Origin of the sequence: Rhodonellum psychrophilum GCM71 = DSM 17998, assembly GCF_000381545.1 — a bacterium.
GTDB lineage: Bacteria > Bacteroidota > Bacteroidia > Cytophagales > Cyclobacteriaceae > Rhodonellum > Rhodonellum psychrophilum.
The window spans coordinates 477,115-495,076 of the sequence record NZ_KB906673.1; the positions used below are offsets into that span (position 1 = coordinate 477,115).

At 44.9% G+C, this 17,962-nt stretch carries 4 protein-coding genes; 3 read left to right on the top strand and 1 reads right to left on the bottom strand.

The annotated features are described in order from the left end of the window. Positions 1-17: 17 nt before the first annotated feature. Positions 18-1,928 (top strand): transcription termination factor Rho, encoded by a 1,911-nt coding sequence (gene rho, locus F824_RS0102320; RefSeq protein WP_019596234.1) that lies wholly within the window; start codon positions 18-20, stop codon positions 1,926-1,928. Between the two features lie 725 nt (positions 1,929-2,653). Beyond that, positions 2,654-13,414 carry a glycine-rich domain-containing protein gene (locus F824_RS25465; RefSeq protein WP_139189580.1) on the top strand — a complete coding sequence of 3,587 codons (10,761 nt, stop codon included), beginning with the start codon at positions 2,654-2,656 and terminating at the stop codon, positions 13,412-13,414. A 1,326-nt stretch (positions 13,415-14,740) separates the two neighbouring features. Here F824_RS25465 and F824_RS0102335 read toward each other — a convergent pair. After that, positions 14,741-15,004 (bottom strand): hypothetical protein, encoded by a 264-nt coding sequence (locus F824_RS0102335; RefSeq protein WP_139189582.1) that lies wholly within the window; start codon positions 15,002-15,004, stop codon positions 14,741-14,743. Between the two features lie 217 nt (positions 15,005-15,221). Here F824_RS0102335 and F824_RS26760 point away from each other — a divergent pair, with 217 nt between their 5' ends. Next, positions 15,222-17,414 carry a T9SS type A sorting domain-containing protein gene (locus F824_RS26760; protein ID WP_139189584.1) on the top strand — a complete coding sequence of 731 codons (2,193 nt, stop codon included), beginning with the start codon at positions 15,222-15,224 and terminating at the stop codon, positions 17,412-17,414. Positions 17,415-17,962 lie beyond the last annotated feature (548 nt).

The following is a 17,962-nucleotide window of genomic DNA, read 5'->3' on the forward strand; positions in this document are numbered from 1 at the left end:
ATTTACATTTGCTTTTTATGTATAACATAGAAGAATTAAGAGTTAGACTCCTTTCTGAGTTAAAAGAGATTGCTGAGGAAATGGCCGTAAAAAACCACAAGACCCTCAAAAAAGACGATCTCATTTATGCCATTTTGGACCAACAGGCAATCACCCCAGAGCAAGCCCTGCCAAAAAAGAAGCCCTCGATCGCTGAAGGCGAACCCACCCCAACAGAATCCACCCCCACTACACCAGAAGCACCACAATCCACCAAGGAAGAGGCACCCATCAAGCCAAAAACAGGGAGACAAAACGTGAGTGAGATACCGAAAGAGGCTCCTACGATGGAAAGAGCCAAGGTACAAACAGAAAAGCCAAGAAGGGAATCCCCTGAAAAAGCACCCGAACGTCCCAAAAGGGAATCATCAGAAAAAAGTCCGGAGCGTCCCAAAAGGGAGCAACAAGTAGAAACCAAAAGGGAGCAAGTAGAAAAGACAGCCGAACGACCAAAAAGGGAAGCCAGTGAAAAGCCTGCTGAACGACCTGCGCCTGCCGAACGCCCCGCAAGAGAAAGGGAACAAGTAAAGCCAGAGGAAAAGCCCAAATCCATCCCGCAAGCCTCAGAGGAAGAAAAACCAAGATTTATCCGTCCCCGTAAAAAAGTCGTGGAGGATATTGAGATCGAGCAGCCCACGGCCGCTTATGAAAGTCAGCCTGAAATGGAAGTGGATCTTCCAAGAAGAAAAAATTACAAGGACAGTGATGAGGCACATATCCCTACTGCAGAAGTAATACCTTCCAAAAGGAAGCCTTACGTGAGCATGAAGGAATTTGACGGAATCATTGAAAATGAAGGCGTGCTTGAAATCATGGCCGAAGGGTATGGATTCCTGAGGTCTTTGGATTACAATTACCTTGCATCCCCGGATGATATTTATGTGTCTCCTTCACAAATCAAACTTTTTGGCCTTAAAACCGGAGACCATATCAAAGGAACCATCCGCCCGCCAAAAGAAGGGGAAAAATACTTTGCCCTTTTGAAAGTGATCACGGTCAATGGAAAGACGACCGAGGAAATCCGCGATAGGGTTCCCTTTGAATACCTCACGCCATTGTTTCCGGAAGAGCGCTTGAACCTCACGACCAGACACGACAATTATTCCACCAGAATATTGGATCTTTTTGCCCCTATCGGTAAAGGACAAAGGGGAATGATCGTGGCCCAGCCAAAAACGGGTAAGACTGTTCTCTTGCAAAAAATCGCCAATGCCATTGCGGAAAACCACCCAGAGGTGCATTTGATGATTCTTTTGATCGATGAGAGACCGGAAGAGGTGACAGAAATGGCCCGTTCGGTAAAAGCAGAGGTGATCTCTTCTACATTTGATGAGCAAGCAGAAAGACACGTGAAAGTCGCTTCGATCGTTTTGGAAAAAGCCAAGCGAATGGTAGAATGTGGGCATGATGTCGTGATCCTCTTGGATTCCATCACCCGTCTTGCCAGAGCCTACAACACAGTAGTGCCTTCCTCAGGAAAAATTCTTTCCGGTGGTGTGGATGCCAATGCCCTTCACAAACCAAAACGTTTCTTTGGTGCCGCCAGAAATGTAGAGAATGGAGGTTCGTTGACCATCATTGCCACTGCCTTGGTCGAAACAGGTTCCAAAATGGATGAGGTGATCTTTGAGGAATTCAAAGGAACCGGCAACATGGAGCTTTCCCTTGACAGAAAACTTTCCAACAGAAGGATTTATCCAGCCATCGACGTACCGGGTTCCGGCACCAGAAGAGAAGATCTCCTGATGGACAAGGAAGAAATGCAACGTGTGTGGATCTTGAGAAAGTTAATGGCCGACATGACTTCCCAGGAAGCCATGGAATTCCTTTTGCAAAGGATGAAAGGTACCAGAGACAATTCCGAGTTCTTGATCAGCATGAACGGGTAACACTATCCACAATCATAGTATTGATTAAACTCCTGGCATTCAATTGTCAGGAGTTTTTTTGTTTATCTCGAATTTTCAAAATTGATTTTTCAAGGCCCCTATAAAATTGCTGTACATCCCGTCTTATTTGTTTTGTAAAACAAGGTTTTGGAGATTGTGAAATAGACGTATAATTTAGGATAGGAAATCTTAGTGGCTGGCATTATCATGATGCATTTCTCCATTAGAATTACTGCATCTATTTTAGGTCGTTTTACTATGGGGAATTTTTACAGAATGTTTTATGGATTTCAGCTGTTCGGCAGCCCTAATGTTTCTCTTCGGGCAGGTTCAGTTTTTTTGTTTTTTAAAGCCCAGAAAGATCCTGTAAAGGCGATGCTGTCAGGCGATTGGAGGATAAGTGAAAATCCACAAAGTAGGCTTTGGATTCCCATTACGGGAAATATAGGTTTTGTTAATCCTATGGGTTACGGATCAATGGGATATATGATGCTTCCTTCACTTCATCCTTTTTCATTTGCTCGGGAATGATGTTGGAGAATTTTATTTTTATTTCAGGGATTTTTCTTTTCCTTTTTTTGATTCCGATTTGGATTCAAAAAGGAGATGTTTTTTCTGTTGACCAATTTTTAAGAAGTCAACTAAATCGCAGATTCAATGGACTATCAACTTCTATTCTTGCTTTAGTTAAAAAAGGGAGTGTTGGGGTTTTGGTTCTGGGGGGAATGTTTTTTTTGGGGACAGGGGAGGTGAAGGGGCAGTGTGATGTATCACAGGATTTTACAAATACCTCTTCACTAGGCACTTTTACAGTTCCATCTGGTGTAACATCAATTACATTAGAAGTTTGGGGAGCCGGAGGTGGAGGAGCTGGAAGAGGAAATAATGGGACAGGTGGCGGCGGCGGGGGCGGCGCCTATTCTAGAAGCGTCTTGGCTGTTACTCCTGGCGCAGATCTACGGGTATCTGTTGGTTCAGGAGGTGGAAGTAATAGTGCGGGCGGTGATTCTTGGGTTTCAACAAGCACTGTTGTTGCGAATGCGATAATCCTTGCAAGAGGAGGACTCTCACCTGGAAATAATATAGCCACAGGAGCTTTAGGAGGAAATGCTACTACTGGTGTAGGAAACATAAGATTTTCTGGAGGAAGAGGTGCTAATGCAGGAACGGATGGAGGTGGGGGTGGTTCCTCAGCAGGTTCTGCGGCAAACGGCACAAATGCCACGGGAAGCTCTGGAGCAAATGCTCCGGCAGATGGAGGTGGTGGAGGTGATGGCAAAATAGGCACCCAAGGAAATGGGATATCTGGTGATATTCCAGGGGGTGGAGGTGGAGGAGCCAAAAGGACAAATAATGGGACAAGAACTGGAGGTAATGGTGCCAACGGCCAAATCAGGATTACCTATAACGCCTCACCAAATACCTCGACTTCAGTTGCTCCCAACCGCACACTTTGTATAAATGTTGCACTATCTACAGTAGGGAATATCACACATGCCACTACAGGTGCATCAGGAATTGGGACTGCTACTGGGTTACCCGCTGGAGTGACTGCAACTTGGTCATCCAATACAATTACCATCTCTGGAACCCCAACCTTAGCTGGGACATTTAATTACTCCATCCCAATGACGGGTGGTTGCACTTCCGGCCAAGCTCCTGCTACCGGGACAATCACAGTTAATTCTAGACCAACCCCAACATTCACTGCGCCTCCTTCAGGCAGTATCTGCCCCGGAACCTCGGTAACTTATACCACTCAAACAGGAAATACCAATTACTCTTGGTCGGTTTCTGGAACTGCCGGAACAGATTACACCATCACTGCTGGTGGAATTGGTACAGGAAGCAATACAGTAACCCTAACTTGGCTTACCCCAGGCTCAAAAACAGTAACCGTTAACTACACCAATTCCAATGGATGCGCCAGTGTCACTCCAGGAACCAATACAATTACTGTTACCCCCAATAAATCCGCCTCAACTTCCCCAAATCCAACTGTATGCGCAGTTTCAGGTAACCCCAATATCACCCACACGACGACGGGTGTGACGGGCATTGGTACTGCCACCGGGCTTCCTACTGGAGTTACAGCTTCTTTTTCGGGCGGCCTCATCACGATTTCAGGCAATCCCACCCAATTGGGCACTTTTAATTATTCCATTCCCTTGATTGGAACTTGTGGCCCGGACGCTTTTGCTACAGGCACAATCACAGTGACAAATTGTTCTTGTGAGGAAATCTTCACAAGCAATGGCACTTTTCAAGTTCCTTTAGGTGTGACCCAAATCATTGTTGAAACCTGGGGTGGCGGAGGAAGAGGCGCTACAAGAACTACTAGCGGTCGTGGAGGCGGAGGCGGTGGCGGTGGATATTCCCGATCTATCCTAACTGTTTCTACTGGACAAAATTATAACTATACGGTAGGCGCAGGGGGTAATAATTCTGTTATTAATGGAGGAAATACCATATTTGGATCGAACATAGTAGTAGCAAATGGAGGCTCCGGAGCAACTAATAATTCTGAAACAAGAGGCGTAGGTGGAGTATTGGGGATTGGAGACGTTAGATATGTGGGTGGAAATGGTGCTACCGCAACGACTTCAGGAAGTGGCGGCGGCGGATCATCCGCCTCATCTACAGCAAATGGAAGCATTGGTGCCGTTACCAACGGCGGAACAATAACGGGGGGAGGAAATGGAGGAGATGGTACAAATTCCAACTCTCCAGGTGAGAATGGTCAAATTTTTGGTGGTGGTGGTGGTGGTGCCAGAAATAATGGCAGTAGTCAAAATGGAGGAACAGGAGGGGACGGCCGAATCAAAATCACCTACACCCTCACCGCTGGAGTGGTTAGTGGCCCTCAGTCTATTTGTCTTGGAAGCACAACTACACTCTCTTCTACTTTGGCAGGAGGCACCTGGTCATCTAGCAATGAAGCAATTGCCACTGTGAACCCTACTACCGGAGTCGTCACTGGGCTGTCTATTGGTATTACAGCCATCAGATATACCATAGTGGGAAGTTGCGCTATTGCTACCACCTCCAGAACGGTATTTGTCACTCAACCGATTATTGCAGGAACTTTAGCCGGAACACAAGAAGTTTGTATCGGAGGTACCTCCCAATTCTCCTCCACAACCACGAATGGCACTTGGTCTTCCAACAATACTGCGGTTGCAACTGTAAGTAGCACAGGGCTGGTCACCGGACTCACAGCAGGTACAGCGACCATCAGCTATACACTTCCAGCCAGTGGAGGTTGTCCTCCTTCTGTTGCTACACGTATAATAAATGTCTCTGCACCGCCAACTGCAGGTACATTAAGTGGTGGAGAAGAAGTGTGTGTTGGAGGGAATTCTACATTCTCATCCACAAGCACCGGCGGCACTTGGGTATCGAATAATCCTACAATTGCATCAGTGAACCCTTCAACTGGGATTGTGACTGGTATAACCCCAGGCACAGCAACCTTAACCTATACGGTAGCAGGTACAGGTGGCTGTCCAAATGCCACAGCCACACGTTCAGTCACAGTTACTGCAGCTCCAATTGCAGGAACATTAAGTGGCTCAGATGAATTGTGTGTGGGTGACGATGCCACTTTCTCGTCCTCTATGCCTGGAGGAACTTGGTCGTCCAGCAATAGTACCATCGTATCAGTCAATAGCACAACAGGCGAACTAATTGCAGTTTCTGCGGGTACGGCTACGATTACCTATACAATGACAGGTACGGGTGGCTGTGCAGATGTGACAGCAACACGCAGCGTCACTGTTTATGCCCTGCCAAACCCTACATTCATTGAAGAACCAACATCTGACGTTTGTGTGGGAACCTCAGTCATCTATAGCACACAAGCAGGGCAATTCGACTATGAATGGGCTGTTGAAGGAATAGAGGGAACAGATTATTCAATTACAGGGGGAGGAATCGGTACAACGAACAATACGGTATCGCTAATCTGGTTGACAGCCGGAACTAAAGAAGTTTCAGTGAATTACTCAAATGTTAATGGTTGTAACGTTAATCCGATTTACAACACAATTACCATTGACCCACTTCCACTTCCAGCTTTCACTGTCCAACCAACAAACCCTGTCTGTATCGGTGAACTAGTCACTTACACCACTCAAGTAGGGCAATCCAATTATTCTTGGACTATTCCTGGGATTGCAGGGACAGACTATAATATTATAGCAGGTGGTATAGGCACATCAAGTAATTCTGTTACCCTCGAATGGCAGACCAACGGTTCAAAAACCGTCACCGTCAACTACTCTAACGCCAATGCCTGTACTGGTGTAAATCCAGCTTTCAATACCATAGTTCTGGATCCTTTGCCTGTTCCTACTTTTACTGCCCAACCAGCCAATCAGGTCTGTATCGGAGACGAAGTCACTTATACCACCCAGGCAGGACAATCCAATTATACCTGGATTATTCCCGGCACAGCAGGAACTGACTATTACATTACTGCGGGAGGTATTGGTACTACAAGCAATACCGTTACCATCGATTGGCGTACTCATGGAACCAAAACCGTCACTGTCAACTACTCCAACGCCAATGGCTGCACTGGGGTAAATCCAGCTTTCAATACCATAGTTCTGGATCCCTTGCCTGTTCCTACTTTTACTGCCCAACCAGCCAATCCGGTCTGTATTGGAGATGAAGTAACCTATACCACTCAAGCAGGACAATTCAATTATACTTGGTCAATTCCCGGCACAGCAGGAATTGACTATAACATCACTGCGGGGGATATTGGTGCGACAAGCAACACCGTGACTATTGAGTGGCTAACCAATGGAACCAAAACAGTCAATCTCAATTATCAGGATGCCAATGGTTGTTCTGGCATTAGCCCGGTTTCTAATACGATTGAAATTAGTATATATACCTCAATTGATATTCAGCCTGATTTATTTGGTGATTTGGAATGTTTTGGAGATGGTTTTGACCCTATATCTGTCTCCGCAACAGGATCTAATCTTTCGTATCAATGGTATGTAAAGCCGGATAATTCTGATGTATCTACCAATCCGGGCACCTCTGTTTCTGGAGCGATATCGGCTTCGTTTACACCTCCTTCAACATCTGAGGGGACTTCCTTTTATTATGTTGTAGTTACAGGTAATTGTGGAATAGAATTTTCAATGCTTGCAGGTCCATTTATTGTCAATCCATCCGGAACGCTCATCACGGTGAGCCCTGCTGTATTTGATGAAACGATCTGTTTTGAGGAAGGTCTGTTCTCTGAACTCACAGTAGCTGCCTTAGGTGATGGAGGTAGTGCCGTGACCTACCAGTGGTATCAAAACACTACTCCTGATAATTTTGGTGGAACCTTGCTCACTGGGAAAGTGTCTGCTAATTTTACCCCCCCTTCAGACGTATCTGTAGCAGATGGTTTACCAAGGTATTATTATGCCACTGCTTCCAGCAGCTGCGGAACAGTTCCTACGGCTATTTCTGGAGCATTTATCGTAAACCCGCCAACGGCTATCGATGATGAAAGCCTTGCGGGAGCTACTATTTGCGAGGATGATGGGCCCTTTGCAGCGATTTCGGTCACAGCTTCGGGAACCGGAACACTCTCCTACCAATGGTACGCCAATACCACAGGGGTAATCAATACTGCTATTGATCCACAAGTGGGAACAAATTCGAACTCCTTTACCCCACTTTCTAATATCCCGGATGCCAATCCAAGATATTACTATGTGGTAGTTTTGAGCACCAATGGATGCGGCCCTAATGTAATTTCTACTATCTCTGGAGCCTTTATAGTTAATCCAAATAATACTGTAAGCGCCCCTTCCTCCACTCCGACTGCCTGTATAAATATTGCCATCCCTAATATCACCCATACGACTACAAATGCTATTGGGATTGGAACTCCTTCTGGTTTACCCGCTGGTATTTCTGCGATCTGGTCTGCAAATGTCATTACTGTTTCAGGAACCCCTACCCAATCAGGTGCTTTTACGTATTCCATTCCGCTAACTGGAGGTTGTGGAAATGCAGCAGCCACAGGAACTATTACAGTCACTCCGGATATGACCGTAAATACCTCTCAAGCAAATGGAAGTACTTGTATCAATCAAAATTTAGCCGCCATAACTTTTAACACAATTCTTGCTACAGGGATTGGGGCTCCGACGGGGCTACCTGCTGGGGTAATCGCAAACTGGGCAGGGAATGTCATTACTATCTCTGGGACCCCGACTGTTTCAGGTTCATTTAATTATTCTATTCCATTAACCGGTGGTTGTGGGACGGCTGCAGCGACAGGTTCCATCACAGTCACCCCGGATATGACCGTGAACTCTGCACAAGCCAATGGCACCACTTGTATTAATCAAACCTTAACTTCAATCACACATTCCACCACTTCGGCCACAGGAATCGGATCTGCAACAGGATTGCCTAGTGGAGTCATTGCCAGCTGGAACGCAAATGTTATTACCATTTCCGGCACTCCTACCCAATCGGGTAGCTTCAATTATTCCATTCCGCTGACCGGCGGTTGTGGAACTGTCGCAGCAACAGGAACCATCACTGTTACTCCAACTATGACAGTGACCACTGCACAAGCCAATGGAACTGTTTGTATTACTGAGAGCTTAACAGCAATAACACATAACACCACCGAAGCAACCGGAATCGGTGCTGCAACAGGACTACCCGCAGGGTTAACGGCCAGTTGGAATGCGAATGTCATTACCATTTCAGGAACACCAACCATTTCAGGTAACTTCAACTATTCTATCCCGCTCAGCGGAGGATGTGGTACTGTGGCTGCTTCAGGAACTATTACCGTTAACCCTGTGCCTGTAATCAACAATATCATGGCATCCCCGATTTGTAGTGGGGACACCTTTATAATTTCACCAGTTAATGGCACAAATGGAATCGTCCCGGCAGGAACCTTATATACTTGGACTTTTTCCAATAATCCTAATGTAACCGGTGAAACTGCTCAAGCAACACCTCAAGGAACCTTTTCTCAGACCTTAACCAACACCTCGAACGTAAATCAAACAGTAACTTACACTGTAACGCCAAGAACGGCAGCAGGCTGCACAGGCGCTACGTTTGAAGTAGCAGTGGTCGTCAAGCCCAGGCCTACTGTAAATTCGATAGCCAATCAAGCTGCTGTGTGTAGCGGAACACCATCAACTGCCGTTAATTTCTCAGGAAGCGGCATTGCAGGAGTAGTTTACAATTGGACGAACAGTAATTCCTCAATAGGTCTTCCTTCCTCTGGAACAGGAAATATCCCTTCATTTACTACAGTCAATACTGGACCCGCCCCAATTTCGTCGACCATAACGGTAACACCAATTGCCAATGGCTGTTCTGGACCATCACAAACATTTACAATTACAGTTAACCCTACCCCAATAGTCACGGTACTTGCTGATTATTGTGCGGTAGCAGGAAGCGTTGAATTGGTGGCAAGTTCAACCGTGCCTGGAACAACCTGGTTATGGAATACGGGGGAAACAACTTCAAGCATTCTTGTAAATACTGCCGGATTATTTTCAGTCACTGGGACTTCGCCTAATGGATGTACCGCCACCACATTTTTCAGTGTCGCAGAGGAATTAGTGGTAGATGGTTCTTTCACCAATTTTGATCCGGCAAATCCAACTTTCTTCACGGAATACACCCAAAATCAAGCTTATTATGTCAATGGTAATGGTTCGACTGGTTTATGGCCAGAAGGATATTATGCCGTAAATGTAAATGCCCAAGGAAATACAACTACTAATCCTCCAGGGTATCATTCAAGTTTTTATGGAAGAGACCATACGAATAATTCCATAGGAGATCGGAATTTTATGATGGTCAATGGTGGAGCACTTGTTAGCATTCCGACTGGAAGTCCCCTGAGACAACCCATTATATGGGAGCAAACCGTAACTATAGAACCAAACACAGAATACTATTTTTCTGCTTGGGCAATGAATTTGAATCCTGCATCTCCGGCTAGATTACAGTTTGAGATTAATGGCGTATTGGTGGGTACAGTTTTAGATTTAAATGGCGCTCCAAAGCCTACAAGCAATGCAGCGGTAAATTTAGATAACTGGAGGCAATTTTACAGTGATCCAACCTGGAGTTCGGGTGATGCTACCACGGCAGTAATTAGAATCGTTAACCTAAATACAGACTTAGGAGGTAATGATTTTGGGTTGGATGACATCTCCTTCGGTACACTTTCACCCTTCATTAAATTGACCTCAGCAGTAGGTACTGATGACAGTCAAGTTGTCTGTGAAAATTCACCAATAATTGATATTGAGTACCGAGTTGGCGGAGGATTGGCAGGCCCTGTGGTGGAGAATTTACCTCCTGGAGTAACCAATACTTGGAATGGAGTAAATCTGAGATTTAGTGGATCACCCACTCAGGCAGGAACTTATAATTACACTATTTTTACTACTGGGGCTTGTTTACAAGTCCGTGCTACTGGTACAATAGTCGTAAGAGACACCCCAACTGCAGGCATAATTGCAAGTGACCAAACCGTCTGTGCAGGCGAAGACCCAGCTGCCATAATAGGAGATGCCTATGCGCCCCAAGAAAGTGGAGCTACCATTTCTTACCGCTGGGAATTAAATACAAACCTTGGAACACCCAATTGGATAGGTGTACCTGGCAATCCATCAGGAGTCAATTATGACCCTCCCATTTTGCCAGAAACGACCCAATACAGAAGATTTACAAGTTCAACTGTTGCAGGACTATCCTGTGAATCCCCACCAACAGCCCCGGTTACCATTACCGTTCAGCGTGAGCCCACCGCAGGAAGTATTGCTACCGACCAAGAAATTTGTGAGGGGGATGATCCAGCAGCATTTACCAGCACCATCGACGGAACAGGAGATGGAAACATTACTTATCGTTGGGAATTCACCAATGCGTCCAATCCAAGTTGGACAACAATCGCCGGTGCATCTGGAGCGACTTATGATTCTCCTGCCTTGTCAGAGACAACACAATTCAGAAGAGGTACTATCTCAACTTTAAATGGAGTAGCATGCGAGTCCGTACCAACGAGTCCTGTCCAAGTAACGGTAATCCCTAATAACACCGTAACGCCAGTCGATCCGAACCCAACCCTTTGCCTCAACACGATTTCCCCTGTCATCATTACCCATAACACCACGGGTGCTACCGGGATCGTCCCTCAAAGTGCCAGCGTAAATTACAATCTTCCCAATGGGGTGACCCCAAATTGGATTGCCGGAGTACTCACAATCCAAGGAACGCCAACTGAATTCGGCGTATTCAATTACAGCATTCCTTTGACCGGAGGATGCGGATCAGTAAGCGCAACGGGCATTATCACCGTGGAGAATCCTACCTATCCCATTGTCGCGATCAATGTGGTTAACCCTACTTTAGGATCTTCACCTCCCTTCACGTCCACATTTACCGTGTACAGTAACGAACTTACCATCGGTACTTACACGATCAATTACAGCATTGATGGTGCCAATGGAGGTCCTAACCAAACAATTTCCGTGACGGTCACCACTCCTGGTGAATTTACCTTTACCTCTCAGCCTTATTCCAATGAGGGCACCACCATTTTGACCATCAATTCCATCAAAAAAGATACGGAGGTCTGTACCTATTATCCACCAAATAACAATACCGTTCCTTATGGAATTAACTGTAGCGCAGAGTTTTTGAATGCTGGCGGAAATGGCGTTTTCTATGTGCCGGCAAATATATTCCAGCTAACTATTCAGGTTTTTGGAGAGGGATTGGGAGGTAATACAGCCTCACAGGCAAAAAACGTACTCCCCGGCGGTGCTATATTCATTGTGTTCGACGGAACCAATGTTTTTGCCACTGAAGTCCCTCCAACTGAGCCTATGGCCGATCGACTGGCTCAAGCGATCGTGAGCACAACCGGCGGAAACGGCAGAATAGTGATCAATTATGATTGTACCCCTCCTCCACCTTGTAGTGGTTCAGGAGATGTATTCCAATACACCGATTCCGAGGGATACACAGTGATCCGGGTGACAGGAGATTGTTCCTCATGGATTTGGAGTGCTCCGGATGGATTGGATGAATTTGAAGTACTCGTCGTCGGCGGCGGTGGTGGCGGCGGCTTTGGCGCGGCAGCCGGCGGCGGCGGTGGCGGGGCGGCGATCTATCAACAGTACCTGGGAATCACCATGAATGGGTTACCTGGTCTGCAAAACGCTGTATTCCAAATGACTCCGGGGGGTCTAGGTCTAGGAGGAACGATGACGGAACGCAGTAAATCAGGTGAAGCTTCCATCTTCACTGGACCTGGATTTGCCTATTTGGGAGGAAATACATTCACCAACCTCAATGCAGCCGGGGGCGGAGGCGGAGGATCCACAAGTGCTGATCCATTGATTAGACAAGGTGGAGCGGGTGCCTCAGGTGGTGGTGGTGCCGCCAATGGTACGGTTGCGTCCAACGGGGGAACCGGAACCGCTGGAAATAATGGGGGAAGCGCAAATGGACAAACTTCCGGTTATTCAGGTGCCGGAGGCGGTGGCGTCTCGACCTTGGGAGGCGACGGAACCTCCTCAGGAAGCGGTGCCGTAATGACTGGCGGTACGGGAGGAAATGGCATGATGCGGTCCATTTCCGGGGAAGAGATTTACTATGGTGCAGGGGGTGGAGGAACAGCTTCCGGAGCAATCACAAATGAAGCGGGCTATGGTGGAAGTCCATACAACGGAGCAAATGGGGATCAATTTTTCGCAGGAGGCAATGGTAACAACAATGGGATGGGCCAACCGGCGACTACCTATGGATCAGGTGGAGGAGCAGGAAGATTCGGCGGAAGCGCAGGCTTCCAAGGTGTAGTCTATATTCGCTACCCCAACTTCCGAATTCTCCCAATCGAATACTTATTTTTCAATGCGGAATACAATTCCTTTATGCGTTCAGGAGACTTGACTTGGGCTTCTGCTAAGGAGTGGGAAAATGACCGCTTTGAGATCGAGCGATCGGTAAACAATATAAAAGACTGGGAAACAATCGGGCAGGTAACAGGAGCAGGATACTCCGATCAACCTGTAGCATATGCCTTTCAGGACATGAAATTGCCACTTGCCGGTGGAAATATATTCTATCGACTCAAGCAGTTTGACTTTAATGGGAACTCCAATTACAGCGTAACCAAAGCCCTTAAAGTGGACCCGATGGCTGGCACTACCTATTGGAAAGTTTTTCCTAACCCGACCACCGGTGATCCGGTCAATATGGAAATGCTCGATAAAGGAACCTACAAAGATGAGAGAATCACCGTGAGGGTAATCTCTGCCATAGGCGTATTTGAAGTTATCGAAGGCGACTCCCCCACTCAACTTAGCGCTCAGCTATCCCTTATTTTGCGCAGAAAAGCAGCTGGAATCTACACAGTGGAAATCAGCTGGGGTGCTTTTCAGGAATATCACAAGGTGATTTTGAGGAGGTAGATTACTCTCTTAAACCCGAAATATGCATTAAGTTTACCAATAGATGTTGAAACTGCAAGAAATCAGGCTTTTTGAAGAAAAAGGTCCATTCCCGATACGGTGAATTCAAAAAATTGTAAATAACTGATTGATTATTAGGCTAATTCAAGCTGGAATAGATTTGGGGATGCATAAAACGGGTTGAAGATAAAGACTTTGCATAGAGGAGGGAGCATGTTTATAGGAATTGCGAACGGGTATTGATAAAAATCGCCCGAAACATGTTTAGGATAGTCTTCAACCTTCCGCAGAACCGGAAGAAATGCCTAGTTCCTAAAACTCAAGATATTTTTATGAATAGATATGTTAAGATCTCATACCACATCTTAGCACACCGGAACATTTGAAATTATTGCTTTTTTCATCCATCAAGGGTCTATCTAACGGATGCCGGACTTCCATAAATATCCCAAATGGCGAGAAATTGCTAAGGATTTTCTCAGTAAATAATGAAAGAGTCTGTTTAACAGGTGCTTAGGGTAAAAATATTTTTTTTAATCATTCATGTATTTAAAAAGCAGTATTGTATATTTGTAATACAAAAAACAACCTAAATTTGAATGATTTTTGAGTTTGTAGTTAAAAAACAGCAAGGTCAAAAGGCATTTAACTAAACAAAGTGTTTGAAATACAGTTTTTAATATGTTTTAGCCCGAAAACACCCTTATTCTATCACCCTTAAATGCCTTATTTTAGAACTTTACTTTTGGTTTTTTTGCTTTTCAGCCTGATTGGGCTTGGAGAGGTATGGGGGCAGTGTGGGACATGTACAATAATTTATACTAATGCAACAGGTAATCCAACTCCTAACCGAAATATACAAAACAACGATGTTGTTTGCATAACTGCCAATCGGACTACTCAAATTAACCTTAGAAATGCCAATAACCTGAGCGTGTGCATATCTTCAGGAATAACTTATTCAAATACCTTTTCAAATCTAGGGGGGAATAATGTGGAAATTAATAATTTCGGGGAATTTGGTACTTCAGGAACACCAAGAAATCTTACTTTAGGGAATAATGGAACTTTTAATAACCTTGGAAATTATTTTGGGAATTTAATTTCAAATAATGGTTCTAGTATAAATAACTCTGGAGGGATCACTGGAAATGTGAGCTTAAATAGTACAGGAGCTGTTTATAATAATTCAGGTACACAATTGGGAGAACTTCAATTAAATAACAATACTCTAATAAATTCTGGTAATTTAAACCTAACTCTATTGACAATTGGAAATGGATCTCCAGGTATTACCAATACTATTTCGGGTAATATTGTGTTAAGTCAAAACGCTAATTTTAATATCACAGCCCCTTTTAATAATGCAGGGTTTTTCAGTTTTACCGCAAATAATAGAAATTTATCCATATCTAATGGCAATTCTGTGGTCAATACCGGCACGTTTTTAGTAGGAGGAGACTTTTCAAACAATGGTACTTTTGATTCTAGGAGTGGAGCTTTAACAATCGGCGGAAATCTTGCAAATAACAACTCAGCAACGATATATCCGGGCATTGCGACAATCGCAGGGAATTTTACTAATAACAATGTAGCAATTCTAAACGGGGGACTAATTGTAGGGGGTAATTTAATTATTAATAATTCAGGCGTTATTCAACCGTTAAATTTAAATCAATGCAATTCAGTTGATGTCTCTGGAAATATAACAAACAATAATTCTAATGGAATTAATGATTCCAATTTGCCGGGTTTGGGGGGGATTTCACCATTATTAATAAATAAGGTTCCGTCAAATAACGGAGTGGTGGGGGGTGTAATAATAGATCCATCACTCGACTGTTCTTGTGGAGCGAGATTCACATCAGATGGAACTTTTTTTGTCCCGCAGGGAGTAACGACAATTACGATTGAGTCAATAGGAGGCGGAGGCAGAGGTGGAACAAGAACGAACTCCGGCAATGCAACAGGAGGTGGAGGCGGAGGTGCGTATTCTAGTTCTACTATCGATGTTATTCCAGGAGAGCCTCTGAAAATAGTAGTAGGTCAAGGAGCAACTTCAGTTCAAGCAGGCGGAGATTCATGGGTTTCTAGAACCGAACTTTTAAGTGACGCATTCATTTTAGCGGTGGGCGGTCAATCGGTAAATAATAATCAAACTACTGGAGCAATAGGTGGACAGGCATCCGAAGGGATAGGGCAAATAAAATTTAGCGGTGGAACTGGTTCTCAAGGATCAACCACTCCTCAAAATGGAAGAGGTGGTGGAGGTGGCGGTGCTGGAAGTGCTACAGGTGTTGGCGGGAGTGCAACAGGCAGAAATGGTGGATCGAGCTCAGGAATTGGTGGAGCCGGTGGGACTGCAGTAGATGGTCCAACTGAAAATGGATTCCAAGGAGCAAATTATGGTGGTGGAGGAAGCGGCAGTTCCAAAAACACCGGTAATTCAACTCCTTCCAATGGTGGAAATGGCGCAAATGGATATGTAAAAATATCGTTTATATGTCCACCTTTAGAATTGACTCCTTGTTCACAAGTTATAAGCTTGGGAGAAATTGGTGGATACTATATTATTGAATACAACTGCGATGATATCTGGGAAGCGCCCGAGGGACTTTTGGAGTTTGAAGTCCTTGCAATTGGAGGTGGTGCAGGAGGGGGAGGGAGAAATGACGGCGGCGGAGGTGGTTCCGGGGGAGTGGTGTATGCCAGAGCCAATATTGAACCTCAGTTTGTAAATGGTTTACCAGCTGGAACTAGCTATTCTATTGTAATTGGGAATGGAGGGGCAGGAGGGACCTCTTCAAACAACTCAACAAGTATTGGAAGTGATGGGGGAGATTCCTTTTTTGACCTAGGAGGGAACTATGAAATCATTGCTGCTGGCGGTGGTGGTGGTGGTTCTACAAATAATGGAGCCGGAAGGAATGGAAGAAATTCATCCATTGCTACAACTACCGACTTTAGTACAAGCCAACCGGAAGGAATCCTGAGAGGGGGAGCAGGAGGTGGACAAAGAAGAACCGAAGGGAGTGGAGTAGGTAGTGGAGCAAATGGTTCAGGAAATGGAAGTGCGGGAAGTGGCAGTGGAAATGGTGCAGGAGGTGCCGGTGGTGGCGTAAATGGAAATGCTGGAATCTCAGGAGGAAATAATTTTGGGAGACCCGGTGGTCCGGGGATCCAATTTTCATTTGGTTTGTTCAATACTAATGACTTTTTCTCTGCCGGTGGTGGTGGTGGTGGAAACATAGGAGGAAACGGAGGGAGCAGCGGTGCCGGAGGTAGTGGAGGGAGTAATAATGGGCTAGATGCGACTACCCCTGGATCAGGAGGAGGCGGTGCTGAAGGAGATAGCAATACCGGAGGAAGAGGATCTGATGGTAGAATATATATCAGGTACCCTATCTTCCGAATCCTTCCCGTTGAATACCTCTATTTCAATGCCAAATACAATTCCTTTATGCGTTCCGGTGACCTCTCTTGGGCCACCGCCAAAGAATGGGAAAACTCTCATTTTGAGATCGAGCGATCGGTCAATGACATCAAATCCTGGACCGTGATTGATCAAATAGAAGGGGCCGGTTATTCTGATGGTCCAGTGGAGTATTCTTATACGGATAAAAATCTTCCAGCAGCAGGCGGAAATATATTCTACCGATTGCGGCAAGTGGACTTTAGCGGAAACTCCTCCTACAGTGTCACTCGAGCCATTCAAGTGGATAAGGTCGACGGCAAAGATTCGTGGGCGGCTTATCCCAATCCAACGTCAGGTGATGTGTTTAAGTTAGATCTGATAGACAATCAAGCATATAACGATGAACACATCCAGGTCCGCCTCATCTCTCCCCTTGCAGGAAGCATTAGTTTTCAGGGAAGGGACTTGCGCGAAATCTCGGATGGAATCCAACAATCCCTTCAGAAATCTTCCAATGGTGTTTATATCCTTGAAATCTCTTGGGGCCAAAAAATTGAATTTTTAAAGATTTTAAAAAGAAACTAATTCAAATCATCAGCTCTAGCTGATTTGGAATTTCAAATGGTCCTCCCAAGAACTTCTGAGTAGACATGTCTTATTGGCTAAGCCGAAATAAGCATAAGGTTTCTTAATAAGGGTTGAAACTGCATGATAATCAGACTATTTAGAGAATAACCCAAATATTGATTATTACGCAATTTCAGGCTGGAACAGAATTGGTGAGACATAACAGGGGTTTAATTGCTTTATTAATATCTTTATCGGAAATATAAAACTTTGAATGCCTACAAATGCTTTCACTTGATGAATTAATTGTCAGATTTATAGGTATATTACATATATAAATGTAATATTATTACCCAATTAAGGGTCTTTATGAGCGAGAATTCACATTGAATTGTTTGCATTGAAAAAAACATTGTTGGGCCATTGAGTACATATTTGTTTCAAAAGCCCTCATGGAAGTTGAAAAACCATGAGAGACATTTTAAGGTTTGGGGTAATCGTGGAAGTGATTTCATGTTATATTTTGCCAGAAGTTGGGATATCCAAACAGAAGTAAAACGATGCGG

Excerpts from the sequence above, each read along its gene's own strand:
- rho (WP_019596234.1), top strand. The coding sequence starts at position 18 with ATGTATAACATAGAAGAATTAAGAGTTAGACTCCTTTCTGAGTTAAAA.
- F824_RS25465 (WP_139189580.1), top strand. The coding sequence starts at position 2,654 with ATGTTTTTTTTGGGGACAGGGGAGGTGAAGGGGCAGTGTGATGTATCA.